We start from the raw sequence: 25,222 nt of genomic DNA on the forward strand, positions 1-25,222 counted from the left end.
CCGCTCAGTGTCCCCGAAACGCCTCCTCCAGCCACCAAGCGCCGTGCTCCCTCGTCACCTTGGCGTCCACCAGGAGGGGTGCCGAGCGCGGCCCCGCCACCCAGTCCTCCACCCCCTTCAGGTCGGCGCGGTCGCGTACCGTCACCGACTCGAAGCCGTGGCCGCGGGCCACCGCGGCGATGTCCGTCGGGGGGAAGGTGACCGTGTCCAGGGGGAAGCCGTCGGGGCCGAAGTGGTGGACCTCGGCTCCGTAGGCCTCGTCGTCGTAGACGATCACCACCATGGGCAGCCCGAGCCGTCGTACGGTGTCCAACTCGGCCACGCCCATCAGCGCACCCCCGTCGCCCAGCGCCGCGACGGGCAGCCGGTCCGGCTGGGCCAGGGCCGCGCCGATCGTCGTGGCGAGGCCCAGGCCGATCGACTGGAAGGCCTGGGTGAAGCAGAAGCCGTGGTGGTCGGGGACGGAGAGGTAGGCGCTCGGGTAGCCCATGAAGTTGCCCGAGTCGACGCCGACGACCCGCTCCGCCGGGAGGATGTCGTCGAGGGCCGCGCTCAGCGTGCGCGGGTCGATGCGGTCCCGGGTGCTCTCGTCGTCGTACGGCACGTCCCGCCAACGCCCGCGGGTACGGAGGGCCCGCGCGACGTCGTCGGTGCGATACCTCTCGCGCCGTTCGGCACCCGCGGCGAGCGCCCGCCGGGCCGTGGCGGCGACGTCGCCCGTGACGCCGAGGTGGATCTCGCGGTGCGCGCCGAGCGCCGACGCGTCGTCGTCGACCTGGACGACCGTGGTGTCCGGGCCGATGAGGCTCCCGTGCCGCGTGGTCCACATGTTCAGGCCGCAGCCCCAGCCCACGATCAGGTCGGCGTCCTGGATCAGTTCCGCGGCCAGGGGTGTCGCGAAGCCTCCGGAGATGCCGAGCGACCAGGGGTCACCGTGGAACAGCCCGTGCGCGACGGCGGAGGTAGCGAGGAGGGCACCGTGGTGGTCGGCGAGCGCGCGGAGGGCGTCCCGGCCGCCCGGCGACCGTGCGCCCCGGCCGGCCACGAAGACCGGGCGTCGGGACCGGGCGAGGGCCGTCACCAGGGCCGGCACCTCGGACGCCGACGGCTCGACGGCGGCCCGCGGCGGCGGCGGTACGACGGCGATGGCGGCGGTGTCGGGGACGTCCCGTGCCTGCACGTCCAGCGGGAGGTTGAGCAGGACGGTACGGCGCTCGTGCAGGGCCCGTCGGACGGCGCCGCGGGCCTCCTCGACGGCGGAGTGCGGGGACGTCACCCGCTCCGCGACCGCGCCCACCGCCTTGGCCAACGCCTCCTGATCGACATGGAAGTTGGAGGTCGCCCGGGTCGCCTCCGCGGCCACGACGAGCAGCGGGGTACGGCTCTTCGCCGCCTCGGCGATGCCGGTCAGGGCGTTGGTCAGCCCGGGACCCTGGTGCACGCTGAGCGCCGGGACCGTGCCGCTCACCCGGGCGTAGGCGTCGGCCATGGTGGCCGCTCCGCCCTCGTGCCGGGCGGCGACGAATCGGGAGCCGGCCGCGACCATCGCGTTGGTGACGTGGAAGTTGCCGGAACCGACCACGCCGAACACCTGGTGCACGCCGGCGGCGGTCAGCGCCCGGCCGACGGCCTCGGAGACCTTCATGAGCGCTCCACCAGGGCGATGACCCGGGCCGGCGAGCCCGAGCCCCGCACGATCGGCAGCGGGCCCGCGACGACCACGGCACCCGTGGCCGGCAGTTCGCCGAGGTTCTGGAGCTGCGTCAGCCCGTACTTGTCGTTGCCCATGAGGTACGAGTGGCAGGGGAAGACGGGGTCGAACGAATGGGCCGCCCCGGCGTCGGTGCCCACCGTCTCGGTGCCGAGCCCGATCACCGGGGACTCCTCGGCGACCCAGCGGGCGCACTCCGGTGACAGACCCGGGGTGTGGGGGCCGTTCTCGTCGGCGTTCAGGAACTCCCGCTGGGAGTCCGAGCGGGCGTCCCAGCCGGTGCGCAGCAGCAGCCAGCCCCCGTCGGGCAGCGGACCGTTCTCGGCCTCCCACGCCTTGATGTGGTCCACCTCGACCAGGAAGTCGGGGTCCTTGGCCGCCGCGGCGGAGAAGTCCAGCACGACCGCGGGCGCGATCAGCCGGCTCACCGGCACGGAGGCCACGTCGGCGAGGTCCTTGCCGGTGACCCAGTGGTTGGGGGCGTCGAAGTGGGTGCCGGTGTGCTCACCCGTACGGAAGTTGTTCCAGTACCAGGCGGGCCCCCGGTCGTCGTACCGGCTGATCTCCTCCAGCTCGAACACCTGCGTCTGCCCGAACGGCTCCGGCAACTGGATCACCGGTGTTTCCGAGGACAGCGGCGCCGTGAGATCGACGACCTCGATCGCACCGCCGCGCAGCCCGGCCAGCAGGGCTTGGAGAACGGACGGCTGGGACATGGCGGCCTCCTGAACTGTCGTGAGTGGGTGACGCGTTGACGACGGTCGCACCGCTGAGGCGACGCGTCCAGACACCACCCCCGAAACCGAATTCAGGCCAGTGGTCCCGAATTGGCCTTGGTCGGGCCTGCCGCTCCCGTTTAGCGTCGAGCCCATGCGCATCCGAATCGTCGACGCCTTCACCGACCGTCCCTTCGCGGGCAACCCCGCCGGAGTCCTCCTCCTCGACTCCTTCCCGGACGACGCGTGGCTCCAGAACGTGGCCGTCGAGGTCAACCACGCCGAGACGGCCTTCGCGCACCGCCTGCCCGGGGGCGGGGACGCCGACTGGGCGCTGCGCTGGTTCACGCCGGCCGCCGAGGTGAACATGTGCGGCCACGCCACGCTCGCGACCGCCCATGTGCTGCACACGACCGGCGCCCACGAGGGCCCGGTGCGGTTCGCCACCCGCAGCGGGGTGCTCATCGCGACGCCGGGCGAGGACGGTTCGATCACCCTGGACTTCCCCACCGCGCCGCTCACCCGGACGGAGGTGCCGGACGGGGTCGCCGTGGCGCTCGGCACCGAGCCGCTCTCCGCCTTCGACACCGGCCCGAACGTCGGAGACCTCGTCCTCGAACTGGCCGACGAGAAGACCGTCCACGCCCTCGACCCCGACCACAAGGCCCTCGGCGCCTTCTCCGAGCGCGGCATCATCGCGACCGCCCGCGCCGCGGACCCGTCCCGCGGCTACGACTTCGTGTCCCGCTGCTTCTTCCCGAACGTCGGGATCGACGAGGACCCGGTCACCGGCAGCGCCCACACCGCGCTGGCCCCCTTCTGGGCCGAACGCCTCGGCCGCACCGAGCTGACCGGCCTCCAGGCCTCCCCGCGCTCCGGCCGCGTCCGTACCGAACTGCGCGGCGACCGCACGCTCCTGACGGGCCGCGCGATCACCACGATCGAGGGCGAGCTGCTCGTCTGACGCCCGCCCGGGAAGGAGCTAGGCCGTCGGCAGCCAGCCCACCTTCCCGGCCAGCAGCGCGTACCCGACGAACGCCCCGATGTCGAGCAGCGAATGCGCCACCACCAGGGGACCCACCCGACCCCAGCGGCGGTAGAGGTAGACGAACACCACCCCCATCGCCATGTTGCCGATGAACCCGCCGATGCCCTGGTAGAGGTGGTACGACCCGCGCAGTACGGAACTGGCCACCAGGGCCGTCCCCGGCGTCCACCCCAACTGACCGAGCCGGCGCAGCAGATAGCCGACGACGATGACCTCTTCGAGGATCGCGTTCTGCAGCGCGGACAGCACCAGCACCGGGTACTTCCACCACACCTCGGGCAGCGCCTCCGGCACGACGGTGAGGTTGAAGCCGAGGCCGCGTGCGGCCAGGTAGAAGGCGATTCCGGTGCTGCCGATCACCGCCGCGATCGCCGCGCCGCGGGCCAGGTCGAACCAGGGTCTGGTGCGGTCGAAGCCGAGGACGCGCAGGCTGCTCCCCTCGCGCAGCAGCAGGTGCGCGACGAGGGCGACGGGCACGAGCGAGGAGGCGATCCCGAAGAGCTGCCAGGCGAGATCGAGCCAGGGACGGCCGGGCGCGGCCGAGGCGTTGAGGGTGGCCGCCTGGTCCTTGAGGCCGCCCGGTTTGGTGACCGATCCGACAAAGCTGATCAGGGCGGACACACCGCTCGCACCGAGCGAAAGGCCCAGAACGAGCAGGGTCTCGTCCCGGAGAATCCGTCGTGAGGGCCGCTCCGGCGGAAAAGAATCAGCCACCGCACCCGCCTCTGCCTGCACACCTGACTCCAATTCAGTAATCCCGTCTCATCCCCCGCGAAGCCCCGCTAGGGTCCTCGAAAGAACTTACGAAGATCGTGAGAACTTACGACGATCGTGCGAGACAGGCCGTTGGGGGACGGACACCGTACGGGGCGCACCTCCCCCTTTGCCCGACATGCGGCCGAAACCGGCAGAAGGTCTGACAGGGAGGGGCACCACCGTCATGGGACGTCACAGCTTGCCCGATCAGTATGGGGCGGGCGGCAGCGACCCCCGCCCACGCGCCCGGCGCCGCTCGGTGGCCATCGCGACCGTACTCGTCCTCACCGTCGCCGGCGGGACGGCGGCGGCCGTCCAGAGCGGACTGCTCTCCTTCGGCGCCTCCTGCCAGGAGGACGCGGTACGGCTCAAGGTCGCGGCCTCTCCCGACGTGGTCCCGGCGCTGCGCGCGGCGGCGGAGCGGGCCCGTGACGACAGCCTCACCTCCGACGGCCGCTGCGTGGACGTCACGGTCACCGCGCGGGACTCCTCCAAGGTCGCGGACACGCTGCTGGCCGGCCGGAAGTCCGATGCGCAGGTGTGGGTGCCGGATTCGCAGGTGTGGGTGGAGCGGGTCTCGGCGGACACGGGGGCGACGGAGGTGACGCCGGTCGGCAGCTTCGCGTCCTCGCCGGTGGGCGTGGCGGTGGTGCCGCGGGCCGCGAAGTCGCTCGGGTGGCCGCGGAAGACGTACAGCTGGATCGAACTGGCCGGGGCCACCCTGCGGGACGACGCCCTCAGGCTGGGCGCGGCCGACCCGGCGCGCAGTGCCACAGGCCTGCTCGCCCTCACCCGGCTGACCACGGCCGCCGGCGCCGTCGAGGGCGGGGACACCCAGGCCGCGGCCATGATGAAGACGCTGTCGCAGCGCACCTCCGACAGCGACACGCAGGTCCTGGACACCCTCCCGCGCGACGCGTCCGGCACCGAGCAGGGCAACCCCAAGCGCAACCAGGCGCTGATCCTCAGCGAGCAGGCGGTGTTCGCGTACAACACCGCCGACGGGGGCGACGGACTCGACCTCTTCTATCCGAAGGACGGCTCACCGCGGCTCGACTTCCCCTACACGCTGGTCGACCAGGCGGTGCTGACCACCGACGAGAGCCGGGCGGCCCTGCGGTTCGTGAACTATCTGCGCAAGCCCGAGCAGCGGAAGCTGCTGCACTCGTACGGTTTCCGCACCTCCGACGACCAGGTGGACGCGGCGGTCGTCACGCGGGCCGGCGGCAGCAAGCCGCAGCCGTACGCGAAGGCGGCCGTGCGCCCGGCGTCCCAGACGGCGCTCCAGGAGGCCCTCGGCACCTGGACGATCACGGTGCAGAGCGCTCGCATCACCACGGTCGTGGACGCGTCCTCCTCGATGTCCGAGGAGGTCACGAGCGACGGCCAGTCCCGGATGGACGTCACCAAGGCGTCCTTGCTCCAGGCCCTCGCCACGTTCACGCCGGACGACGAGATCGGTCTGTGGGACTTCTCCACGAAGCTGGACGGCGACAAGGACTACCGCGTCCTGGTGCCGACCGAACGCCTCGGCTCCGCCCAGGGCAACGGCACCCAACGCGACCGCCTCACCGCGGCGTTCAGCGGCCTGACCCCGGTCCCCAACGGCGCGACGGGCCTGTACGACACCACGCTCGCCGCCTACAAGTCGGCGGTGTCCTCCTACGCCAAGGGCAAGTTCAACGCCCTGGTCGTCCTCACCGACGGCGTCAACCAGGACCCCGGAAGCATCTCCCGCGGCGCCCTGATCAGCCGCCTGCGGCAGCTCACCGACCCCGACCGCCCGGTCCCGCTCATCATGATCGCCGTCGGCCCCGACGCGGACCGCACGGAGGCCACCCAAATAGCCACGGCGACCGGCGGCTCCGGCCAGGAGGTCACCGACCCGTCCCAGATCCACGAGGTGATCCTGAAGGCGATCGTGGCGGCGGGGGCGGAGGGAAGCGGCACGAGGTAGGCCCCCTGCCCAGCCCGCCCCGTCACCCCAGCGGCACCGGCTCCGGCAACCCGACCGGCCAGGTGTGCACGGGGTCGCCGGCGAGCATCAGCTCGCGGTACCGCCGGGTCAGCGCGGCGAACGCGGCGTCGCGGCCGAGGCCCTTCTCCAGGGCTCGGTGGAAGGTCGCGGACTGCCAGGTCGCGCCGTTGGCCCGGCGCCGGCAGCGTTCGTCGATGACGCCGAGGTAGAAGTCCCGGTCGGCGGGTTCCACGCCCCAGGCGTCCAGCCCGGCCTCGGCCAGCGGCAGCAGCTCGTCCCGTACGAGGGTGACGGCGTCGACCTGGGTCAGCCCGCCGTAGCGCCCGCGCCGCGGCCAGTCGAAGCGGGCGTCGATCCCGTGCCGGCAGGCCGCGTCGAAGTTGGCGGCGGCCGACTCGAAGGGCAGCCGGGTCCACACCGGCCGCGACTCCTCGGCGAGCGCGCGGACGACGCCGTAGTAGAAGGCGGCGTTGGCGATGACATCGGTGACGGTGGGCCCGGCCGGGAGCACCCGGTTCTCGACGCGCAGGTGCGGGACGCCGTCGGCGATGCCGTAGACCGGGCGGTTCCAGCGGTACACGGTGCCGTTGTGCAGGACGAGCTCGGCGAGACTGGGAACGCCGCCCTCGTCGAGCACCTTCAGCGGGTCCTCGTCGTCGCAGATCGGCAGCAGGGCGGGGTAGTAGCGCAGGTTCTCCTCGAAGAGGTCGTACGCGGAGGAGATCCACCGTTCCCCGAACCACGTGCGCGGCCGTACCCCCTGCGCCTGGAGCTCGGGCGGACGCGTGTCGGTGGACTGCTGGAACAGCGGGGGCCGGGACTCGTGCCACAGCTCCTTGCCGAACAGGAACGGCGAGTTGGCGCCGACGGCGATCTGCGCGGCGGTGACGGCCTGCGCGGCGTTCCACACGTCCGCGAAGCGCCCCGGGGTGACCTGGAGGTGCAGTTGCACGGAGGTGCAGGCGGCCTCGGGGGCGATGGATTTCGAGGTGCAGCTCAGTCGTTCCACGCCGTCGATGTCGAGGGCGAAGTCCTCACCGCGGGCGGCCACGATCTGATCGTTCAGCAGGGTGTAGCGGTCGACGTCGGAGAGGTTGGAGGAGACCAGGTCGTCCCGGTCGAGCGTCGGCAGAATGCCGATCATCACGATCCCGGCGTCGAGCTCTCCCGCTTTTCGGTCCGCATATGCCAGCGAGGTACGTATTTCCTCGGCGAGCCGGTCGAATACGCGCCCGCCCAACGGATGTGGGGCTATGTTGACTTCCAGATTGAACATGGCGAGTTCTGTTTGGAAATCTCGGCTCGCGATCCGCTCCAGTACCTGCGCATTCAACATTTTCGGCATACCGTCGGGGCCGGTGAGATTCAGTTCGATCTCCAGCCCCATGAGGTTCCTCGGCCGATCGAACCGCTTCTCCGCCAGCAGCCGCTCCAGGCCCGTCAGGCACTGCCGGAGCTTGTCACGGTAGTGCTGGCGATCGGACAGATCGAACCGACCTGCCACGACCTTCTCCCCCATCGAAGCGTCCCTCCTCGGATGGGCGTGCCGTAGATCGGCCGCCGGGCGTCCCGGGTCAGGTGGGATGATGCCCAGCGGAGGCGATCGATAACGTCCCACGCGGGCCCGGCACCCGCTACTCTGGCGCAGATGACCGGAGGCACATTCACCGGGCATGCGGCACTGTGCAGTTTCGAGTGCCCTGAACAACTCGTGAAAAACGCCGACGACAATTGGCCGTCCACTTCCCCGGCATTTCCCGAGGTCATCGCCGTACGACCGACGCGGAATCGGGATGTTTCCCGCGTATCGACGACCGGATGAACCCTTGCCGTTCACCTCGGAAACGGCTAGACGAAACACCGTCTGAACACGTGTCGTATAAACTCCGCGAACGAGGCAGAAGGTTGGCGCCCCCGGTCGAACGATCCTGCCGTCGAGGTGACGTACGGCAGGCCTCACCCTCATCACGCGCACTCACGACCCGGCCCCCGCCTCTCTGGCCCCGCGAGCTGACAGCGCCGTCCGCCCACGCCCTCGCGCCACTGTGCCTGTCGAATGAGAGGCGACCCACCATGCCGCTGCATGTGCCCCCGGCCCCCGCGCCCGCCCTTCGCTCCGTCCTCACTGCGCTCGGTTCGCCCACCGCGGTCCGCGAGGCCCGAACACCGTCACTGCGCAACGCCCAGGGGCCCGCGACCCCCGAACTCCCGCTGCCCCTCCACGTCCTCGACGAGCTCACCGCCGCGGGCGCGGCCGCGACCCGGCTGGCCGGGTGGCGCTTCCTGATCCGGTGCGGCGACCGCGCCGTGGCCGCGGCCGAGACCCGGCTGACCCCCGACGGCTGGGCCTTCTCGCACTTCTTCGAGGGCCCGTACGTCGCCTCCACCGAGCGCGCGCTGCGCCAGGCCGAGACGACACAACAGCCCTACCAGCCCCGCCTGTTGTCGGTCCCCGGCCTGTACATGCTGACGCTCTGGCTGCACGGCGACTGCACCGCGGACGGCGCCGGCGGCCACCCCGCCGCCACCGATCTGCTCGTCCCGCTCGCCCCCGCGCCGCCCGGTATCGCCGCCCACCGGCCGCACCGGGTCGCCGAACTGCTTCCGGTGCTGACCCATCGGGTGACACCGGCGCCGGCACCTCTGTTGAGCCAACCGGCCTGAAACGGGCGCCTCCGACTGCGGCTCGTACGAGCGACACACGGCTCGTACGAGCCTCTTTCGCGCCCGCACCCGTCCGGACTAGCCCCATCCGGCCATCGCGAACCACCCGAAGAGACAGTGCAGTTGGGATGAACCGTCCGCGCGGGTGATGCGTCATGAACCTGTGAGTAGCGGTGCTGCCAAATCCCTGCGGATCGAGGCCCGTGGGGCAACACTGGTTCCGACCGACTTATCACAACGGGGGCAGCGATGAAAACCACGACAAAGCGAAAGATCCCTCCCATGTGCCAGCACCAGCCGCCGTGCCCGACCGCCGACTCCGCCGACCGGGAATCCGCCCGCCTCGTGGCGCACCACCCGGAACAGGGCTGGAGCCTGCTGTGCAACGGCGTTCTGCTCTTCGAGGACACCGGCGAGCTCCTGCCCGACGGCCAGATCATCGCCCCGCACCGCCCGCTGGGCACCGACAAGGTGATGACCGCCGCCTGAGCCACCCCCGGGCGGCCGGCGCACCGCCCGCAGCTCCAGAGGGGCCGGCCCGCAGACACACGCTGCGAACCGGCCCCGACGCATGTCCGGGGGCACTCACTCTCTGTAGTTCCCGGTACGGAATCCCGTGATCGACGCCTACGGCTCTTCCCTTCCGTGCTCGCTTTCCGGAAGACTTCTGGAAGTTTCGACACAGCCACGGAGGTGGGGAGTTGGCCACACACGAGGTCGGCGCCGGCGGGGCGGCCGCGCCCGGGAGCCGGATCACGATCACCGAGATCGCCCGGCAGGCCGGCGTCTCCGTGCCGACCGTGTCCCGGGTCGTCAACGGCCGGTCCGACGTGTCCCCCAAGACCCGGGCACGGGTCGAGGAACTGCTCCAGCTGCACGGCTACCGCAAACGCCCCACGTCCTCCGGGACCGGCGCGGCCCTGCTCGACCTGGTCTTCAACGACCTCGACAGCCCTTGGGCGGTGGAGATCATCCGCGGGGTCGAGGAGGTCGCCCACGCCACCGGCGTCGGCACGGTCGTCTCGGCGATCCACGGCCGCTCCGGCGACGCCCGCGAGTGGATGCGCAATCTGCGGGCCCGCGCCTCCGACGGCGTCATCCTGGTCACCTCGGACCTGGAGCCGGTGCTGCACGAGGAGTTGCGCATCCTCGGCGTCCCGCTGGTGGTCGTCGACCCGGCGGGCTCCCCCGCGCTGGACGCCCCCACCATCGGCGCCGCCAACTGGTCGGGCGGGATGGCGGCCACCGAGCATCTGCTCTCCCTCGGGCACCGCAGGATCGCCCTGATCGCGGGCCCGCCCCGGCTGCTGTGCTCCCGGGCCCGGTTCGACGGCTACCGCGCGGCCCTGGAGGGCGCCGGGCTCGGCGTCGACGATTCCCTCGTCGTCCCCGGCGACTTCCACCCCGAGTCCGGCTTCGACGGCTGCAACGCCCTCCTGGACCTGCCGGAACCGCCGACCGCGATCTTCGCGGCCAGCGACCAGATGGCGCTCGGCGCGATCGAGGCGCTGCGACAGCGCGGACTGCGGGTGCCGGAGGACATGAGCCTGGTCGGTTTCGACGACCTTCCGGAAGTACGCTGGTCCGCCCCGCCCCTCACCACCGTCCGTCAACCTCTCGCGGAGATGGGCAAGTTGGCCGTCCGTACGGTGCTCAGACTGGCCCGCGACGAGCAGCCGGACTCGCCACGGGTGGAGCTGGGCACGGAACTCGTCGTCAGGGCCAGCACCGCGCCGCTGGCCCGCTGAGGGCTCTGACACGGCACCGGCCCTGCGGTGGGACGCACCGCAGGGCCGGGCCGCACCCCGGCGGACTCCCCTCCTTGCCCAGCCGCCGGGTGTCCTCGGAACGCGCCGCTACTTCAGCGCGTCCCTGATCGCGAAGTACGCGGGCTTCGGCTGGAGTTGCTCGTCGTACGGCAGGGCCGCACCCTCGCCCTCGAAGAACGCCGGTATCCAGCTGTACTTGTCGGTGTAGTCCCAGATCGTGATCCCGACGCACCTGCGCACGGCCAGGCAGGCGTCGGTCAGGTCCGCGTACCACGTGGCCTGCTCGGCGAGCTTCTCCTCGGTCGCGGGCAGGATCATCCGGATGTCGACCTCGGTGAGCGCCGTGTCGAGCCCGAGCTTGGAGAACCGGCGGAGGTTGTCCTCCAGCGTGGTCGGATAGCCGTACTGGAGCGCGAGGTGCGTCTGGAGGCCGATGCCGTTCAGCGGGACGCCCTGGGCCTTCAGCTCCTTGGCGAGCTTGTAGTAGGCGTCGCTCTTCGCGCCGATCGCCTCGATGTTGTAGTCGTTGAGATAGAGCTTGACCTTCGGGTCGGCCTGGTGGGCCCAGCGCAGGGCGTCGGCGATGTAGCCGGGGCCGAGCGTCTTGTAGAAGATCGTCTCCCGGTAGGTGCCGTCCTCGTTGAACGCCTCGTTGACGACGTCCCAGGCGAACACCTTGCCGCGGTAGTGCCGGACCTCGGTCTGGATGTGCTTCTTCAGCACGGCCCGCAGGTCCTTGGCCGTCCACTCCTTGCTCGTCAGCCAGTCGGGCAGCTGGCTGTGCCAGACCAGGGTGTGGCCGCGCACCTTCTGGTGGTGGGCGCGGGCGAGGTTCACGATCTCGTCGCCGGCGGTCCAGTCGAAGACGCCCTGCTGGGGCTCGGTGGCGTACCACTTCATGCCGTTGCCGGGCGTGATCTGGTCGAACTCGCTGCCGAGGACGGCCTTGTAGGGCTCGTCGACGAGCTCGGGGTTGTCGGTGGCGCTGCCGAAGTAGCGGCCGTGGCGCTGGGCCAGGTCGGCGAGGGTGGGCTGTTTGTCGTGCGCCTGGGCGGGCGCCGCCATTCCGCCGGCGACCAGGACCGCGGCCAGGGCGCCGACGAGTCTGAGACGGTTCTTGTGCATGGTGGTGCGACTCCTCACGTGCGGGGGTGGGGGCCGTACTGCCGCCGTCAGCCCTTGGTGGCGCCGGCGGTGAGGCCGCCGACGAGCTGGCGCTCGGCGACCGAGTAGAAGGCGAGGGCGGGAACCATCGCCAGGACGAGATAGGCGAAGACACGGGCGTAGTCGGAGGAGTACTGGCCCTGGAACTGCTGGACGCCGATGGGCAGGGTCCACCAGGTGTTGTCGGTGAACACCAGCAGCGGCAGCATGAAGTTGTTCCAGCTGGTCACGACGGCCAGCACCGAGACCGTGCCGAGCGCCGGCCGGGCCATCGGCAGCAGCACCCGCCAGAAGAACCCGAAGGGACTGCACCCGTCGAGGGTGGCCGCCTCCTCCAACTCGCCGGGGATCTCCCGGAAGAAGGCCCGCAGGATGATGATGGTCATCGGCAGCCCGAACGCGGCCTGCGGCAGGATCACGCCCAGCGGGTTGTCGAGCAGGCCGAGGTAGCGCAGCAGCAGGAACAGCGGCAGCGCGGCGACCGCGAAGGGGAACATCAGCCCCATCGTGAAGAGCGTGAACAGCACCTCCCGCCCGCGGAAGGCGAACCGGGCGAAGGAGAAGGCCGCGAGCGCCGACGCCGCGACCACCAGCACGGTCGTGGCGACCGCGATCAGGGTGCTGTTGCCGAGCAGCCGCCAGAAGTCCCCGGAGCGGAGGATGCCGGTGTAGTTGCCGGTCAGCCAGTGGTCCGGCAGCCCGAAGGGGTTGCGGGAGAGTTCGTCGGTCGACTTGAAGCCGGACAGGACGGCGTACACCAGGGGTACGACCATGAGCGCGCCGACGGCGATGAGGATGACGTGCAGCGGCAGCGTGCGGCCGGTCCGGCTCTTGCCGCTCACGGTCTCGCGCTTGCGGCTCACGGCCTCGCTCTTGAGGCTCATTTCCCGGCTCCCCTCATCGTGGTGGTCGCCCCTTCGAGGTCACGGCGGAGTACGAAGCGCTGGTAGGCGAGGGCGAAGACGAGGCAGATGCCGAACATGACCACGCTGATCGCGCTGGCGTAGCCGACCTGGTAGCGCTTGAAGCCGTACTGGAACATCGTCACGGCCATGGTCTCGGAGTGGTGGTCGGGACCGCCCTGCGTGATCACCCACACCAGGTCGAACAGCTGGATGGAGCCGATGACCGCGAGGAAGATGCTGATGCGGATGGTGGGCATCAGCAGCGGCAGCGTGACACTGCGGAAGCGCTGCCAGGCGTTGGCACCGTCGATGAGCGCCGCCTCGGTCAACTCCCGCGGTACGGACTGGAGTCCGGCGAGGTAGAGCATCATGTGGAAGCCGAAGTACTTCCAGGTCATGACGATGAACAGGGTCGCCATGACCCACGACGGGTCGGCGAACCACTCCCCGCCGAGGCTGTCGAGGCCGATGCTGCCGAGGAGATGGTCGGCGAGACCGTCGTCCGGCGCGAACACCATGCTGAAGAGCACGCCGGTGATGGCCTCGGACAGGACGTACGGCGCGAAGAACAGCATCCGGTACACGGCCCGGCCGCGCAGCCGCTGGTTGAGCAGCACCGCCATGGCGAGCGCGAAGGGCAGTTGCAGCGCGAGCGTCAGCAGCGTCAGGACGAGGCAGCGCCACAGGTCGCCCATGAACACCGGGTTGTCGAAGAGGTCGGTGAAGTTGTCGAGACCGACGTAGTCCTCGGGCATCCCGAAGCCGCCCCAGCGGAAGAAGGCGGCGTACAGGGCGAACAGCATCGGCAGCAGCACGAGTCCGATGAACAGGACCAGTGCGGGCAGCTGGAAGCCCACCGCGGTGAGCCAGTTGAGCGCACGCCGCCGGGCCCGCCCGCGGGCCCTGACAGTGTCCGGGGGCGGGGCGTCGGCGCCGGGACGGCTCCGCTTGTCTGCGAGGATGGAGGTCATCGCCTGTTACTGCTCTTCCTTCGTGACCTTCGTGATCGACTGGGCGACCTGCTCGGGGGACTTGGAGCCGGCGATGAGCGCGGCCACGCTGTCGTTGACCTCCTGGCCGACGGCGGGTGCGTAGGCCTGGTCGAGGTAGAGCTGGAAGCCGGTGGCGGCGTTCAACTGGGCCTGTACGGCCTTCAGGTTGGGGTCGGAGATGGCGCTCTCGGCGCCGGGGACCACCGGCAGGGTGCCGGTCTTCTTCACCAGTTCCAGGTCGGTGGCCTCGGAGGCGAAGAACTTCAGGAAGTCGACGGCCGCCTGCGGGGCGCCCCGGCGCAGCGCGTGCGCACCACCGCCGCCGAACACCTCGGTGATGGCGCCCTTGCCGCCGTCCACCGCCGGGAACGGGAAGAAGCCGAGGTCCTTCCCGAGGCCCTTGCCCGCGTCGGCCTCGACCTGCGGCGCCCACTGGCCCATGAGCTCCATGGCCGCCTTGCCGTTGCCGACGCTGGCCGCCTGGCCGGTCGGGGTGGAGTAGGCGGCGTTGAGGAAGCCCTTCTGGAACGGCTGGAGCGCGACGAGGTCCTTCAGGTGCGCGCCCGCCTGGACGAACTCGGGGCCGGTGAAGTCCTTGTCGTCGTACGCCTTCTGCAGGGCGCTCGCGCCCGCGGTGCGCATCGCGAGGTAGGCCCAGTAGTACATGCCGGGCCACTTCTCCTTGCCCGCGAGGGCGATGGGCGTGATGTTCTTCGCCTTCAGCTTGCTGACGGCTTCGAGGAACGCGGCCCAGGTGGTGGGGGGTTCGGTGATGCCGGCCTGCTTGAAGAGCGCCTTGTTGTACCAGAACCCGATCATGCCGATGTCGAACGGTATGCCGTAGACCTTGTCGTCGATCAGGTAGGCCTCCTTGGAGACCTTGAGCAGATCGTCGGCCCACGGCTTGGTCTTGTCGGTGAGGTCCTCGACGAGGCCCGCGTCGACCTGCTGCTTGAGGACGCCGCCGCCCCAGGTGTGGAAGATGTCGGGGAGCTTCCCGGAGGCGATCAGCGCCGTCATCTTCGACTTGTAGGCGTCGTTCTCCATCTGAACGATCTTTACCTTGACCTTGGGGTTCTGCGCCTCGAACTTCTTGGCCAGCTGCGCCCAGACCGTGTGAGCCGGTTCGGTGGTGGAGATGTTCCACCACTCGATCGTGGTCGTTCCGTCGGACGACCCACCGTCCGAATCGCCACCGCAGCCGCTCAGTGCCGTCATGCCCAGACCGGTCGCGGCGGACGCCGCCAGGAAGCCGCGGCGAGACAGTGCCGGGTCGCCCATTTTGCACTCCTTGGGTACGGGACGGCGTGTCCACTACACCGTCCTCAGGACCGAAAGTTTCGGAGTTGATCCAGAAAGCTTCGTTGTTGCCGCACCCTAGAGACAGCTCCCAAACGGTGGCAACCCCTTGTACGCGGTGAATCTGCGGCCAACTTCCACGGCGTCCGCGGCGCTTGCCCCCGCCGCGACCGGACCGAACGTTTCCGAAGCCTTCCGGAACTACCGTGAAGGCTCGGCCGCGTAGGCGAACCAGTCGAAGGCCGCGCTGCCCTCGGTGACGTACATCCCGATCACCCGGCCGGTGAATCCGCCGGCGACCTGAGTGGACAGATAGCGGCCGTCGAGCGCCGCGAGCGGCTCGCCGTCGACGGCGAAGGTGATCGCGTCGGGCCCACCGGTCCGCAGCCCCGGCAGATCCTCGCCGGTGGCGGTGACCAGGGGTTCCGTACGCACCCCGACGGTGAGGGTGAGCGCCCCGGCAGCCACCGCCCGCCGCGCGACGCACTGCCGCGCCGGCCCGACCCGGGCGATCACGCGCGCCTCTCCCCCGGCGATCTCCAGGTCGTAGTGATGGGCCTCGTCGATCCGCACGGACAGCCCCGCACGCCCCTGCCCGGGCTCCAGGAGGGCGTCCACCCGGCACTCGGGATGCTGCTGGCGGCGCCCGACGAAAGTGTGTCCGGGCCGGTCGAGACTGTCCCCGGTGGCGTGCAGGGTGAGGGCCCCGGGCCGCTCGCTCAGCGAGAACGAGTGGGCCGGCCGGCGGCGCGGGGAGATCCAGTACGGGGCGAGGTCGGCGGCGTCGAAGTCGTCCCGTTCGGGCTGTGGCGGTACGGGGTGCCAGGCGGCCGGCGCCGGATGGCTCTCCCGCACCGGCCCCACCCGCGGCCAGCCGTCGACCCACTCCACCGGCGTCAGGAAGGTCTCCCGGCCGAGCACATGGAAACCCGGGAAATAGCCGCGTGGACGGGTGCCCAGCAGCAGCATCCACCAGGTGCCGTCTGCCGCCTGGACGAGGTCGGCGTGGCCGGTGCACTGGATCGGCAGGTCGGTGCTGCGGTGGCTCAGCACGGGGTTGTCCGGGGCGCCTTCCCAGGGGCCGCGCGGCGAGCGGGCGCGGGCGATCGACACACTGTGCCCGTGGGCGGTGCCGCCCTCGGCGAGCATCAGGTACCACCAGTCGCCGATGCGGTAGAGATGCGGCGCCTCGGGGTGCTCCAACCCCGTCCCCGACCACACCGGAAGGGGCCCTTCCAGCACCTTTCCCGTCCCGGGGTCGATGCGCGCGAGGCTGCACCCGGCGACCGTGCACCAGCAGTTGCCGTCCTCGTCCCAGGCCAGGTCAGGGTCGATGCTGGGCACGTCGACCCATACCGGATCGGACCACGGTCCCTCGGGCCGCTCACTCGTGACGAGGAAGTTCTCACCGGCACCGACGGCGGTGGTGATCATGTAGAAGCGGCCGTTGTGATGGCGCAGGGTCGGGGCGTAGATCCCCGCGGAGGCCGGGATGTCGTCGGAGAGGTCCAACTGCCCGGGCCGGTCGAGCACGTTGCCGATCTGCCGCCAGTGCACGAGGTCACGGCTGTGGAAGATCGGGACGCCGGGAAAGTACTCGAAACTGGAGCAGACCAGGTAGTAGTCGTCACCGACCCGGCACACACTCGGGTCGGGATGGAAGCCGGCGAGGACGGGGTTGTCATACGTCCGCATATGCGTCAGCCCTTCCGACGGGCCGATCGAAACATTCGGCCCCGTTGGCGAACATTACGGAGCGGACTGTACGAGGATGCCGGGACGGGAACAAGAGAGCGCTTGCACCCACCGAGAGACAGATCAGCCGCGGATCCGCAGTTCGGCGGGTGCCATGTTCACGCTTCGAAGCGGTAACCCATGCCGGGTTCGGTGATGAGATGGCGCGGATGGGACGGGTCCGCCTCCAGCTTGCGGCGCAGTTGGGCCATGTAGACGCGCAGATAGTTGGTCTTGCCGGCCCGGGACACCCCCCAGACCTCCTGGAGCAGCTGCTTCTGGGTCACCAGCCGGCCGGGGTGGGTGACCAGGATCTCCAGCAGCTGCCACTCGGTCGGGGTGAGCCGCACGTCACGGCTGCCGCGGACGACCTTCTTGGCGCGCAGGTCGATGCTGAACTCGGGCGTCTCCACGAGGGTCGTCTCGGGGGCGAGCGGCGTCTCCTCGGTGCGCCGGACGGCCGCCCGCAGCCGGGCCATCAACTCGTCCATGCTGAACGGCTTGGTGACGTAGTCGTCGGCGCCCGCGTCGAGCGCCGCCACCTTCTCGGCGGAACCCTGGCGCGCCGACAGCACCAGGATCGGCACCCGCATCCAGCCGCGCAGCGCCCTGATGACATCGATCCCGTCCATGTCGGGCAGGCCGAGGTCGAGCATCACCACGTCCGGCCGGCGTGCGGCCGCCAGCCGGAGGGCCGTGGCTCCGTCGGGCGCCGCGTCCACTCCGTACCGGCGTGCCTGCATGTTGATCACGAGTGCTCGTACCAGTTGGGGGTCGTCTTCCACGACCAGCACTCGGGTCATCGGTCAGTCGCCCTCGACCAGTTCCCTGAGCGCGATGTTGAGCTCCAGGACGTTGACCCGGGGCTCGCCCATGAAGCCCAGGGTGCGGCCCTCGGTGTGCTCGTCGACCAGCTTCCGCACCTGGGCGACGGCCAGGCCGTTCCTCTCGGCGACCCGGTGGACCTGGAGGTCGGCGTAGGCCGGGGAGATGTCCGGGTCGAGCCCTGAACCCGAGGAGGTGACCGCGTCGGCGGGGACCTGGGAGGGCTTGACCTTGTAGTCGGCGGTGGAGTTCTCCTTGACGACCTTGGCCTTGGCCTCCTTCACCCACTTGATCAGCTCGGGGTTGTCACCGGAGCGGTTGGTGGCGCCGGACAGGATCAGCTTGTACTGGGTGTTGACCGAGTTCTCGCCGAGCCCGTTGGCCGGGCGGGGCTGGAAGTAGTCGAGGCTGTAGCCCTGTTGGCCGATCAGCGAGGACCCGACGACCCTGCCGTCCGCCTTGATCTCGGAGCCGTTGGCCTGGTGGTGGAAAGCGGCCTGCGCGATGCCGGTGACGGCCAGCGGATAGAGGACGCCCGTGAGCACGGTCAGTACGAGCAGCGCCCGCAGGCCCGCCCCGAGCAACCGGGCGGTGTTGGACACGGAGTTGTTCATGGCGGTCAACCGATTCCGGGGATCAGGGAGATGAGCAGGTCGATGAGCTTGATGCCGATGAACGGGGCGACCAGGCCACCCAGCCCGTAGACGGTGAGGTTCCGCCGCAGCAGCTTGTCGGCGCTGACCGGCCGGTACTGCACGCCCTTCAGGGACAGCGGCACCAGGGCGATGATGATCAGCGCGTTGAAGACGACGGCGGACAGGATCGCGGAGTCGGGTGAGTTGAGCCCCATGATGTTGAGCTTGTCCAGGCCCGGGTAGACGGCCGCGAACAGCGCCGGGATGATCGCGAAGTACTTCGCGACGTCGTTGGCGATGGAGAACGTGGTCAACGCGCCCCGGGTGATCAGCAGTTGCTTGCCGATCTCGACGATCTCGATGAGCTTGGTCGGGTTGGAGTCGAGGTCGACCATGTTGCCGGCCTCCTTGGCGGCCGACGTACCGGTGTTCATCGCGACACCGACGTCCGCCTGGGCCAGCGCGGGCGCGTCGTTCGTACCGTCACCGGTCATCGCGACCAGCTTGCCGCCGGCCTGCTCCCGCTTGATGAGCGCCATCTTGTCCTCGGGAGTGGCCTCCGCGAGGAAGTCGTCGACGCCCGCCTCCTCGGCGATCGCCTTGGCGGTCAACGGGTTGTCACCCGTGATCATGACGGTCTTGATGCCCATGCGGCGCAGTTCCTCGAACCGCTCCCGCATGCCGTCCTTGACGACGTCCTTGAGGTGGATGACACCCAACACCCGGGCACCTTGGGCGTCTTCGACGGCCACGAGCAACGGAGTACCGCCCGCCTCGGCGATCCGGTCGGTCACCTCCCGGGCGTCCGCGGCGACTTCACCGCCCTGCTCGGCCACCCAGGCGATCACCGAACCGGCCGCCCCCTTGCGGATCCTGCGCCCGTCGACGTCCACACCCGACATCCGGGTCTGCGCGGTGAAGGCGATCCACTCGGCCCCGGCGAGCTCACCCTGGTGCCGCTCGCGCAGTCCGTACCTCTCCTTCGCCAGGACGACGACGGAGCGGCCCTCGGGCGTCTCGTCGGCCAGCGAGGAGAGCTGGGCGGCGTCGGCGACCTCGGCCTCGGTCGTGCCGCGCACGGGCACGAACTCGGCCGCCTGGCGGTTGCCGAGGGTGATGGTGCCGGTCTTGTCGAGCAGCAGCGTGGAGACGTCACCGGCGGCCTCGACCGCACGGCCGGACATCGCCAGGACGTTGCGCTGCACCAGCCGGTCCATGCCCGCGATACCGATGGCCGACAGCAGCGCACCGATGGTCGTCGGGATGAGGCAGACCAGCAGCGCGACCAGCACGACCATGGTCAGGTGGGTGCCCGCGTAGTCGGCGAGCGGCGGCAGCGTGGCCACGGCCAGCAGGAAGACGATCGTCAGCGAGGCCAGCAGGATGTTGAGCGCGATCTCGTTCGGCGTCTTCTGCCGGGCCGCGCCCTCGACCAGGTTGATCATCCGGTCGATGAAGGTTTCGCCGGGCTTCGTCGTGATCTTGATGACGATCCGGTCGGAGAGCACCTTCGTACCGCCGGTCACGGCACTGCGGTCGCCGCCGGACTCCCGGATGACCGGGGCGGATTCACCGGTGATGGCCGACTCGTCGACGGACGCGACACCCTCGACGACGTCACCGTCGCCGGGGATGATGTCGCCGGCCTCGCAGACGACCAGGTCACCGATCCTCAGCTCGGTGCCGGCGACCACGCTCCCGTCTGCCTTGCGCGCCACGGTGTCGGTCTTGGCCTTGCGCAGGGTGTCGGCCTGCGCCTTGCCACGCCCCTCGGCGACGGCCTCCGCCAGGTTGGCGAAGATCACCGTCAGCCAGAGCCAGGCGCTGATGGTCCAGCCGAACCAGTCGCCGGGGTCCTTGAAGGAGAACACCGTGGTCAGCACGGACCCGATCCACACCACGAACATCACGGGGGACTTGACCATCACCCGCGGATCGAGCTTGCGGAAGGCGTCCGGCAGCGACTTCAGCAGCTGCTTCGGATCGAACAGGCCGGCTCCGACACGGCCCTCCGGTGGGTTGTGCCCGGTGGGCGCGTCCTGGTGGGGCGCAAGGGTGGATGTGGGTGTGGACATGGAGTCCTGCTTCTTTACGTCGGACTGGGTCTCGTCGGACTGGGTCTCGTCGGACTGGGTCTCGTCGGACTGGGTCTCGTCGGACTGGGTCTCGTCGGACTGGGTCTCGTGGGACTTGGACTCGTCGGACTGGGTCACGTCGGTGGTCATGACGCCAGCCCCTCGGCCAGCGGCCCCAGCGCCAGGGCCGGGAAGTAGGTCAGCCCGGTGATGATGAGGATCGCGCCCACCAGCAGACCGGTGAACAGCGGCTTCTCGGTGCGCAGGGTGCCCGCGGTGGCCGGCACCGGCTTCTGCCCGGCGAGCGAACCGGCGAGCGCCAGCACGAACACCATCGGCAGGAAGCGGCCCAGCAGCATGGCGAGGCCGAGCGTCGAGTTGAACCACTGCGTGTCCGCGTTCAGCCCGGCGAAGGCCGAGCCGTTGTTGTTGGAGGCGGACGTATAGGCGTAAAGGATCTCGGAGAAGCCGTGCGCCCCGCTGTTCGTCATCGAGTGGCCCGGGGTCGGCAGCGCCATCGCGGCCGCGGTGAAGACGAGCACCAGTGCCGGGGTGACGAGGATGTAGCAGGCGGCCAGTTTGATCTCGCGGGCGCCGATCTTCTTGCCGAGGTACTCGGGCGTACGACCGACCATCAGACCGGCGATGAACACCGCGATGATCGCCATGATCAGCATGCCGTAGAGGCCGGAGCCGGTGCCGCCGGGCGCGATCTCGCCCAGCATCATGCCGAGCATGGCGATGCCGCCGCCGAGGCCGGTGAAGGAGGAATGGAAGGAGTCCACGGCACCGGTCGAGGTGAGAGTGGTCGCCGTCGCGAAGATCGACGACGAACCGACGCCGAAACGGACCTCCTTGCCCTCATAGGCCCCGCCGGCGATGTCGAACGCCGGTCCGTGGTGCGCGAACTCGGTCCACATCATCAGCGCGGTGAAACCGATCCAGATGGTGGCCATCGTCGCGAGGATCGCGTAGCCCTGCTTGACCGAACCGACCATGATGCCGAAGGTGCGGGTCAGGGCGAACGGGATGACGAGGATCAGGAAGATCTCGAAGAGGTTGGTGAAGGGTGTGGGATTCTCGAACGGGTGGGCGGAGTTGGCGTTGAAGTAGCCGCCGCCGTTGGTGCCGAGTTCCTTGATGGCCTCCTGCGAGGCGACGGCACCGCCGTTCCACTGCTGCGAACCCCCCATGCTGTGCCCGTTGAAGAATTGCCCGACTTCATGAATCCCGGAGAAGTTCTGGATGGCACCGCAGGCGACCAGCACGATGGCGGCGACGAAGGCCCCGGGCACCAGGATGCGTACGACACCCCGCACCAAGTCGGCCCAGAAATTGCCGAGTTCACCGGTCCGCGACCGGGCGAACCCGCGCACGAGCGCCACCGCGACGGCGATCCCGACGGCCGCTGAGACGAAGTTCTGCACCGCCAGGCCGGCCGTCTGCACGACATGCCCCATGGCCTGTTCGCCGTAGTACGACTGCCAGTTGGTGTTGGTCACGAAGGACACGGCGGTGTTGAACGCCTGGTCCGGGTCGATGGAGGCGAACCCGAGCGAGCCGGGCAGCACGCCCTGGAGCCGCTGGAGGGCGTAGAGGAAGAGCACGCCCACCGCGGAGAAGGCGAGGACGCCCCGCAGATACGCGGTCCAGCGCATCTGCGTGTCGGGGTCGGCGCCGATGCACCGGTAGATCCACTTCTCGACGCGCCAGTGCTTGTCGGTGGAGTAGACCCTGGCCATGTAGGTGCCGAGGGGGATGTAGGCGAGAGCCAGCGCGCCGATCAGGGCGAGCAGTTGGAGGACGCCTGCGAGGACGGGACCCATGTCAGCTCTCAGAACCTCTCCGGGAAGATCAGGGCGAGGACGAGATAGCCCAGCAGGGCGACGGCCACGACGAGGCCGACGATGTTCTCGGCGGTCACAGCTTCGTCACCCCCTTGGCGACGAGAGCCACCAGCGCGAAGCACGCGATCGTGACGACGACGAAGGCCAGATCGGCCATCGTGAGCTCCTGGAGTGAGGTTCGTTCGAACAGGGACACTCCGAGCAAACCTCCGCACCGCCCGGGATCCCCCGCCGTTGACACCTCCCATACGGCCCACGGCCCACCCTTGACGCCTCCCTGACGCCCAGGCCCCGGACGGTCGGCAGGCTCAGCCCCTGACGGGGTGCGCCGACGACCGCTTGCCGACGACCCGGCGTGACGCTGGGTGTCCGCCCCTCTCCCGCCCCACCACCCCGTCCCCCGGACAGCGCAACCGACGGCCACCCACCCCACACGCTCCATCCTTGACGCGCGACAGGGGCCCGCACCCCCAGTCTTAACGGACTTTTGACGCCCCCGACCCCCTGATCCGTGGGCCCATGCGTCACTCTCCGCTTACGCTGAAGCCGCCGTCCGTGTGATGGCCGGAACCGTACGGAACCGCACTCCGAGCCGCGCATCAGGAGCCCCCGATGGCCACCACCGAACACCCCCCTCCCAGTCGCCTGCGCGCCTGGATGCTGGAGGGCCTGTCCGACATGGCCAAAAGCCAGGACCAGGGCCAGGGCCAGGGCCAGGACCAGGGCCAGGGCCAGGGCCAGCCGGCGGAGCAGAAGGCATCCAAGCTGGAGCACGAGGGCCAGCCCTGGTACCGGGTCATGTGCCTCACCGGTGTCGACTACTTCTCCACCCTCGGCTACCAGCCGGGCATCGCGGCCCTCGCGGCCGGCCTCCTCTCCCCCATCGCGACGATCGTGCTGGTGATCGTCACCCTCGCGGGCGCCCTGCCCGTCTACCGCCGTGTCGCCGAGGAGAGCCCCCACGGCCAGGGCTCGATCGCGATGCTGGAGCGCCTGCTCACCTTCTGGAAGGGCAAGCTCTTCGTCCTGACCCTGCTCGGCTTCGCCGCGACGGACTTCCTGATCACCATCACCCTGTCCGCCGCGGACGCCTCGACCCACCTCGTCGAGAACCCGCACCTCAACAGCGCCCTGCACGACAAGCAGATGCTGATCACCCTGATCCTGGTGGCGCTGCTCGGCGCGGTGTTCCTGAAGGGCTTCCTGGAGGCCATCGGCGTCGCGGTCGCCCTGGTCGGCATCTACCTGGCGCTCAACGTCGTCGTCGTGATCGTCGGCCTGTGGCACGTCATCACGGCCGGCCACGTGGTCACCGACTGGTCCAGCGCCCTGACCGCCGAGCACGGCAACGTCTTCGTGATGATCGGCGTGGCCCTGGTCGTCTTCCCGAAGCTCGCCCTCGGCCTCTCCGGCTTCGAGACCGGCGTCGCGGTCATGCCGCACGTCAAGGGCGACCCGGGCGAGACGGAGGAGAACCCGGCAGGCCGCATCAGGGACACGAAGAAGCTCCTGACCACGGCCGCGCTCATCATGAGCTGCTTCCTGATCGCGACCAGCTTCATCACCACCCTCCTGATCCCGGAGAAGGAGTTCGAGTCGGGCGGCCAGGCCAACGGCCGCGCCCTCGCCTTCCTCTCGCACGAGTACCTGGGCGGCGCCTTCGGCACGGTCTACGACGTCTCGACGATCGCCATCCTGTGGTTCGCCGGCGCCTCCGCGATGGCAGGCCTGCTCAACCTGATGCCGCGCTACCTCCCCCGCTACGGCATGGCCCCGCACTGGGCCCGCGCCGTACGCCCCATGGTGATCGTCTTCACCCTGATCGCCTTCCTGGTCACCTGGATCTTCGACGCCGACGTGGACGCCCAGGGCGGCGCCTACGCCACCGGCGTCCTCGTCCTGATCAGCTCGGCGGCGATCGCGGTGACGATCGCGGCGCGCAAGGCGGGCCAGCGGGGCTGGACGATCGGTTTCGCGGTCATCTCCGCGGTGTTCCTCTACACGACGGTCGTCAACGTCATCGAGCGCCCGGACGGCGTCAAGATCGGCGCCTGCTTCATCGCGGGCATCATCCTGGTCTCGCTGCTCTCCCGGCTGGCCCGCGCCTTCGAGCTCCGCGTCACCAGTGTGAGCCTCGATCCCATGGCGGAACGATTCATCAGGGACATGGCCAGCCGCAAGATCCGCTTCATCGCCAACGAGCCCGACAACCGCGACAAGGCGGAGTACCGCGACAAGATCGAGCAGATCCGCGAGGACAACGACATCCCCGGCCAGGAGGACTTCGTCTTCGTCGAGGTGACGGTCACCGACCCCTCGGAGTTCGAGGCCGGCCTGACGGTCCGCGGCGAGGTCCTGCACAACCGGTACCGCATCCTGACCCTGGAGTCGTCCTCCATCCCCAACGCCCTGGCGGCCCTGCTCCTCCACGTCCGCGACACGACGAAGTGCACCCCGCACATCTACTTCGAGTGGACCGAGGGCAGCCCCTTCGCCAACTTCCTCCGCTTCTTCCTCTTCGGCCAGGGCGAGGTGGCCCCGGTGACGCGAGAGGTCCTACGAGAAGCAGAGCCGGACAGGTCCCGCCGCCCAAGGGTCCACACAGGCTGAAGCTCCCGACCCGTCCGCCGCGGCCGCCAACGGCGCCAAGCCCCCACGGGGCCACCCGCACCCGCATCCAAAACCCCACCACTATCGTGACCGCATGCAGTCCTACACGATCGGCCAGGCCGCCCGCCTGCTCGGCGTAAGCCCCGACACCGCCCGCCGCTGGGCGGACGCCGGCCGCGTCACGACCCACCGCGACGACAGCGGCCGCCGCCTCATCGACGGCCGCGACCTCGCCGCGTTCTCCGTAGAGCTGGCCAAGGGCACCGCGGCCGACGACGAGCCGTCGTACACCTCGGTCCGCAATGCCTTCCCCGGCATCGTCACCGCCATCAAACTCGGCGACGTGGCCGCCCAGGTGGAGATCCAGGCCGGCCCGCACCGCCTCGTCTCCCTCCTCACCCGCGAGGCGGTCGAGGAACTCGGCCTGGAGGTGGGCATGGAGGCCACGGCCCGCGTGAAGTCGACGAACGTCCACATCGACCGGACGTAGAAAA

At 69.9% G+C, this 25,222-nt stretch carries 22 protein-coding genes; 7 read left to right on the forward strand and 15 right to left on the reverse strand.

Annotated features, from left to right (window positions below):
- Positions 1–4: 4 nt before the first annotated feature.
- On the reverse strand, positions 5–1,645 hold the full coding sequence (locus EJC51_RS09285) for a thiamine pyrophosphate-binding protein (protein ID WP_126270638.1): 1,641 nt from the start codon (positions 1,643–1,645) through the stop codon (positions 5–7).
- Positions 1,642–2,427 carry a cyclase family protein gene (locus EJC51_RS09290; protein WP_126270639.1) on the reverse strand — a complete coding sequence of 262 codons (786 nt, stop codon included), beginning with the start codon at positions 2,425–2,427 and terminating at the stop codon, positions 1,642–1,644. Before EJC51_RS09290 ends, EJC51_RS09285 begins: the two co-directional genes overlap by 4 nt.
- A 154-nt stretch (positions 2,428–2,581) precedes the next feature.
- Between EJC51_RS09290 and EJC51_RS09295 the strand changes: the two genes are divergently transcribed.
- Entirely contained in the window at positions 2,582–3,391 is an 810-nt protein-coding gene (locus EJC51_RS09295; RefSeq protein ID WP_126270640.1) for a PhzF family phenazine biosynthesis protein, read from the forward strand.
- Positions 3,392–3,409: 18 nt separating this feature from the next.
- On the opposite strand, the gene EJC51_RS09300 is transcribed toward EJC51_RS09295, so the two are convergent.
- Positions 3,410–4,210 carry a CPBP family intramembrane glutamic endopeptidase gene (locus tag EJC51_RS09300; protein ID WP_126270641.1) on the reverse strand — a complete coding sequence of 267 codons (801 nt, stop codon included), beginning with the start codon at positions 4,208–4,210 and terminating at the stop codon, positions 3,410–3,412.
- Positions 4,211–4,415: 205 nt separating this feature from the next.
- Here EJC51_RS09300 and EJC51_RS09305 point away from each other — a divergent pair, with 205 nt between their 5' ends.
- Positions 4,416–6,188 carry a substrate-binding and VWA domain-containing protein gene (locus EJC51_RS09305; protein ID WP_126270642.1) on the forward strand — a complete coding sequence of 591 codons (1,773 nt, stop codon included), beginning with the start codon at positions 4,416–4,418 and terminating at the stop codon, positions 6,186–6,188.
- A gap of 22 nt (positions 6,189–6,210) precedes the next feature.
- Here the strand turns inward: EJC51_RS09305 and EJC51_RS09310 are convergent, their stop codons facing one another.
- Positions 6,211–7,728, reverse strand: coding sequence for a glutamate-cysteine ligase family protein (locus EJC51_RS09310; RefSeq protein WP_126270643.1), 1,518 nt, complete (start codon positions 7,726–7,728; stop codon positions 6,211–6,213).
- Between the two features lie 554 nt (positions 7,729–8,282).
- Between EJC51_RS09310 and EJC51_RS09315 the strand changes: the two genes are divergently transcribed.
- The 3 genes from EJC51_RS09315 to EJC51_RS09325 all read left to right on the forward strand — a co-directional run bounded on the left by EJC51_RS09315 (position 8,283) and on the right by EJC51_RS09325 (position 10,621).
- A complete protein-coding gene (locus EJC51_RS09315) occupies positions 8,283–8,873 on the forward strand; it encodes a hypothetical protein (RefSeq protein ID WP_126270644.1) in 591 nt (196 codons plus the stop codon).
- Positions 8,874–9,155: 282 nt separating this feature from the next.
- Positions 9,156–9,362 carry a DUF5999 family protein gene (locus EJC51_RS09320; protein ID WP_079310610.1) on the forward strand — a complete coding sequence of 69 codons (207 nt, stop codon included), beginning with the start codon at positions 9,156–9,158 and terminating at the stop codon, positions 9,360–9,362.
- A 212-nt stretch (positions 9,363–9,574) separates the two neighbouring features.
- A complete protein-coding gene (locus EJC51_RS09325) occupies positions 9,575–10,621 on the forward strand; it encodes a LacI family DNA-binding transcriptional regulator (protein WP_126270645.1) in 1,047 nt (348 codons plus the stop codon).
- A gap of 108 nt (positions 10,622–10,729) precedes the next feature.
- On the opposite strand, the gene EJC51_RS09330 is transcribed toward EJC51_RS09325, so the two are convergent.
- The 11 genes from EJC51_RS09330 to EJC51_RS49140 all read right to left on the reverse strand — a co-directional run bounded on the left by EJC51_RS09330 (position 10,730) and on the right by EJC51_RS49140 (position 22,314).
- The gene (locus EJC51_RS09330) at positions 10,730–11,767 is read right to left on the reverse strand and encodes an endo-1,4-beta-xylanase (RefSeq protein WP_126270646.1); all 1,038 of its coding nucleotides are present in this window, start codon (positions 11,765–11,767) and stop codon (positions 10,730–10,732) included.
- A gap of 47 nt (positions 11,768–11,814) precedes the next feature.
- Entirely contained in the window at positions 11,815–12,690 is an 876-nt protein-coding gene (locus EJC51_RS09335; protein WP_126270647.1) for a carbohydrate ABC transporter permease, read from the reverse strand.
- Entirely contained in the window at positions 12,687–13,682 is a 996-nt protein-coding gene (locus EJC51_RS09340) for a carbohydrate ABC transporter permease (protein ID WP_126270648.1), read from the reverse strand. The genes EJC51_RS09335 and EJC51_RS09340 overlap by 4 nt, the downstream gene beginning before the upstream one ends.
- A gap of 6 nt (positions 13,683–13,688) precedes the next feature.
- Positions 13,689–14,984, reverse strand: coding sequence for an extracellular solute-binding protein (locus EJC51_RS09345; RefSeq protein ID WP_126270649.1), 1,296 nt, complete (start codon positions 14,982–14,984; stop codon positions 13,689–13,691).
- Between the two features lie 219 nt (positions 14,985–15,203).
- A complete protein-coding gene (locus EJC51_RS09350) occupies positions 15,204–16,697 on the reverse strand; it encodes a glycoside hydrolase family 43 protein (RefSeq protein ID WP_126270650.1) in 1,494 nt (497 codons plus the stop codon).
- 158 nt (positions 16,698–16,855) lie between these two features.
- A complete protein-coding gene (locus tag EJC51_RS09355) occupies positions 16,856–17,539 on the reverse strand; it encodes a response regulator (protein WP_126270651.1) in 684 nt (227 codons plus the stop codon).
- Positions 17,540–17,542: 3 nt separating this feature from the next.
- Positions 17,543–18,175, reverse strand: a complete 633-nt coding sequence (locus tag EJC51_RS09360) for a potassium-transporting ATPase subunit C (RefSeq protein ID WP_126270652.1) — start codon at positions 18,173–18,175, stop codon at positions 17,543–17,545.
- A gap of 5 nt (positions 18,176–18,180) precedes the next feature.
- On the reverse strand, positions 18,181–20,271 hold the full coding sequence (kdpB, locus tag EJC51_RS09365; protein ID WP_126270653.1) for a potassium-transporting ATPase subunit KdpB: 2,091 nt from the start codon (positions 20,269–20,271) through the stop codon (positions 18,181–18,183).
- Between the two features lie 146 nt (positions 20,272–20,417).
- Complete coding sequence (kdpA, locus tag EJC51_RS09370; protein ID WP_126270654.1) at positions 20,418–22,097, reverse strand: potassium-transporting ATPase subunit KdpA; 1,680 nt, start codon at positions 22,095–22,097, stop codon at positions 20,418–20,420.
- An 8-nt stretch (positions 22,098–22,105) separates the two neighbouring features.
- A complete protein-coding gene (gene kdpF, locus EJC51_RS09375) occupies positions 22,106–22,195 on the reverse strand; it encodes a K(+)-transporting ATPase subunit F (RefSeq protein WP_016434100.1) in 90 nt (29 codons plus the stop codon).
- Positions 22,192–22,314, reverse strand: coding sequence for a hypothetical protein (locus tag EJC51_RS49140; protein ID WP_257040060.1), 123 nt, complete (start codon positions 22,312–22,314; stop codon positions 22,192–22,194). Before EJC51_RS49140 ends, kdpF begins: the two co-directional genes overlap by 4 nt.
- 416 nt (positions 22,315–22,730) lie before the next feature.
- On the opposite strand from EJC51_RS49140, the gene EJC51_RS09385 reads away from it, so the two are divergent.
- Both EJC51_RS09385 and EJC51_RS09390 read left to right on the forward strand, forming a co-directional pair.
- On the forward strand, positions 22,731–24,728 hold the full coding sequence (locus tag EJC51_RS09385) for an APC family permease (protein WP_126270655.1): 1,998 nt from the start codon (positions 22,731–22,733) through the stop codon (positions 24,726–24,728).
- A gap of 94 nt (positions 24,729–24,822) precedes the next feature.
- Positions 24,823–25,218: a TOBE domain-containing protein gene (locus EJC51_RS09390; RefSeq protein ID WP_079310601.1), complete on the forward strand. Its 396-nt coding sequence runs from the start codon at positions 24,823–24,825 to the stop codon at positions 25,216–25,218.
- Positions 25,219–25,222: the final 4 nt, after the last annotated feature.

This window comes from Streptomyces aquilus, assembly GCF_003955715.1.
In the GTDB taxonomy this organism is placed as follows: Bacteria; Actinomycetota; Actinomycetes; order Streptomycetales; family Streptomycetaceae; genus Streptomyces; species Streptomyces aquilus.

Excerpts from the sequence above, each read along its gene's own strand:
- EJC51_RS09360 (WP_126270652.1), bottom strand. The coding sequence starts at position 18,175 with ATGAACAACTCCGTGTCCAACACCGCCCGGTTGCTCGGGGCGGGCCTG.
- EJC51_RS09390 (WP_079310601.1), top strand. The coding sequence starts at position 24,823 with ATGCAGTCCTACACGATCGGCCAGGCCGCCCGCCTGCTCGGCGTAAGC.
- EJC51_RS09385 (WP_126270655.1), top strand. The coding sequence starts at position 22,731 with ATGGCCACCACCGAACACCCCCCTCCCAGTCGCCTGCGCGCCTGGATG.
- EJC51_RS09315 (WP_126270644.1), top strand. The coding sequence starts at position 8,283 with ATGCCGCTGCATGTGCCCCCGGCCCCCGCGCCCGCCCTTCGCTCCGTC.
- EJC51_RS09330 (WP_126270646.1), bottom strand. The coding sequence starts at position 11,767 with ATGCACAAGAACCGTCTCAGACTCGTCGGCGCCCTGGCCGCGGTCCTG.
- EJC51_RS09305 (WP_126270642.1), top strand. The coding sequence starts at position 4,416 with ATGGGACGTCACAGCTTGCCCGATCAGTATGGGGCGGGCGGCAGCGAC.
- EJC51_RS09340 (WP_126270648.1), bottom strand. The coding sequence starts at position 13,682 with ATGACCTCCATCCTCGCAGACAAGCGGAGCCGTCCCGGCGCCGACGCC.
- EJC51_RS09290 (WP_126270639.1), bottom strand. The coding sequence starts at position 2,427 with ATGTCCCAGCCGTCCGTTCTCCAAGCCCTGCTGGCCGGGCTGCGCGGC.
- EJC51_RS09335 (WP_126270647.1), bottom strand. The coding sequence starts at position 12,690 with ATGAGCCTCAAGAGCGAGGCCGTGAGCCGCAAGCGCGAGACCGTGAGC.
- kdpA (WP_126270654.1), bottom strand. The coding sequence starts at position 22,097 with ATGGGTCCCGTCCTCGCAGGCGTCCTCCAACTGCTCGCCCTGATCGGC.
- EJC51_RS09345 (WP_126270649.1), bottom strand. The coding sequence starts at position 14,984 with ATGGGCGACCCGGCACTGTCTCGCCGCGGCTTCCTGGCGGCGTCCGCC.
- EJC51_RS09350 (WP_126270650.1), bottom strand. The coding sequence starts at position 16,697 with ATGCGGACGTATGACAACCCCGTCCTCGCCGGCTTCCATCCCGACCCG.
- EJC51_RS09285 (WP_126270638.1), bottom strand. The coding sequence starts at position 1,645 with ATGAAGGTCTCCGAGGCCGTCGGCCGGGCGCTGACCGCCGCCGGCGTG.
- EJC51_RS09295 (WP_126270640.1), top strand. The coding sequence starts at position 2,582 with ATGCGCATCCGAATCGTCGACGCCTTCACCGACCGTCCCTTCGCGGGC.
- EJC51_RS09355 (WP_126270651.1), bottom strand. The coding sequence starts at position 17,539 with ATGACCCGAGTGCTGGTCGTGGAAGACGACCCCCAACTGGTACGAGCA.
- kdpB (WP_126270653.1), bottom strand. The coding sequence starts at position 20,271 with ATGTCCACACCCACATCCACCCTTGCGCCCCACCAGGACGCGCCCACC.
- EJC51_RS09320 (WP_079310610.1), top strand. The coding sequence starts at position 9,156 with ATGTGCCAGCACCAGCCGCCGTGCCCGACCGCCGACTCCGCCGACCGG.
- EJC51_RS09310 (WP_126270643.1), bottom strand. The coding sequence starts at position 7,728 with ATGGGGGAGAAGGTCGTGGCAGGTCGGTTCGATCTGTCCGATCGCCAG.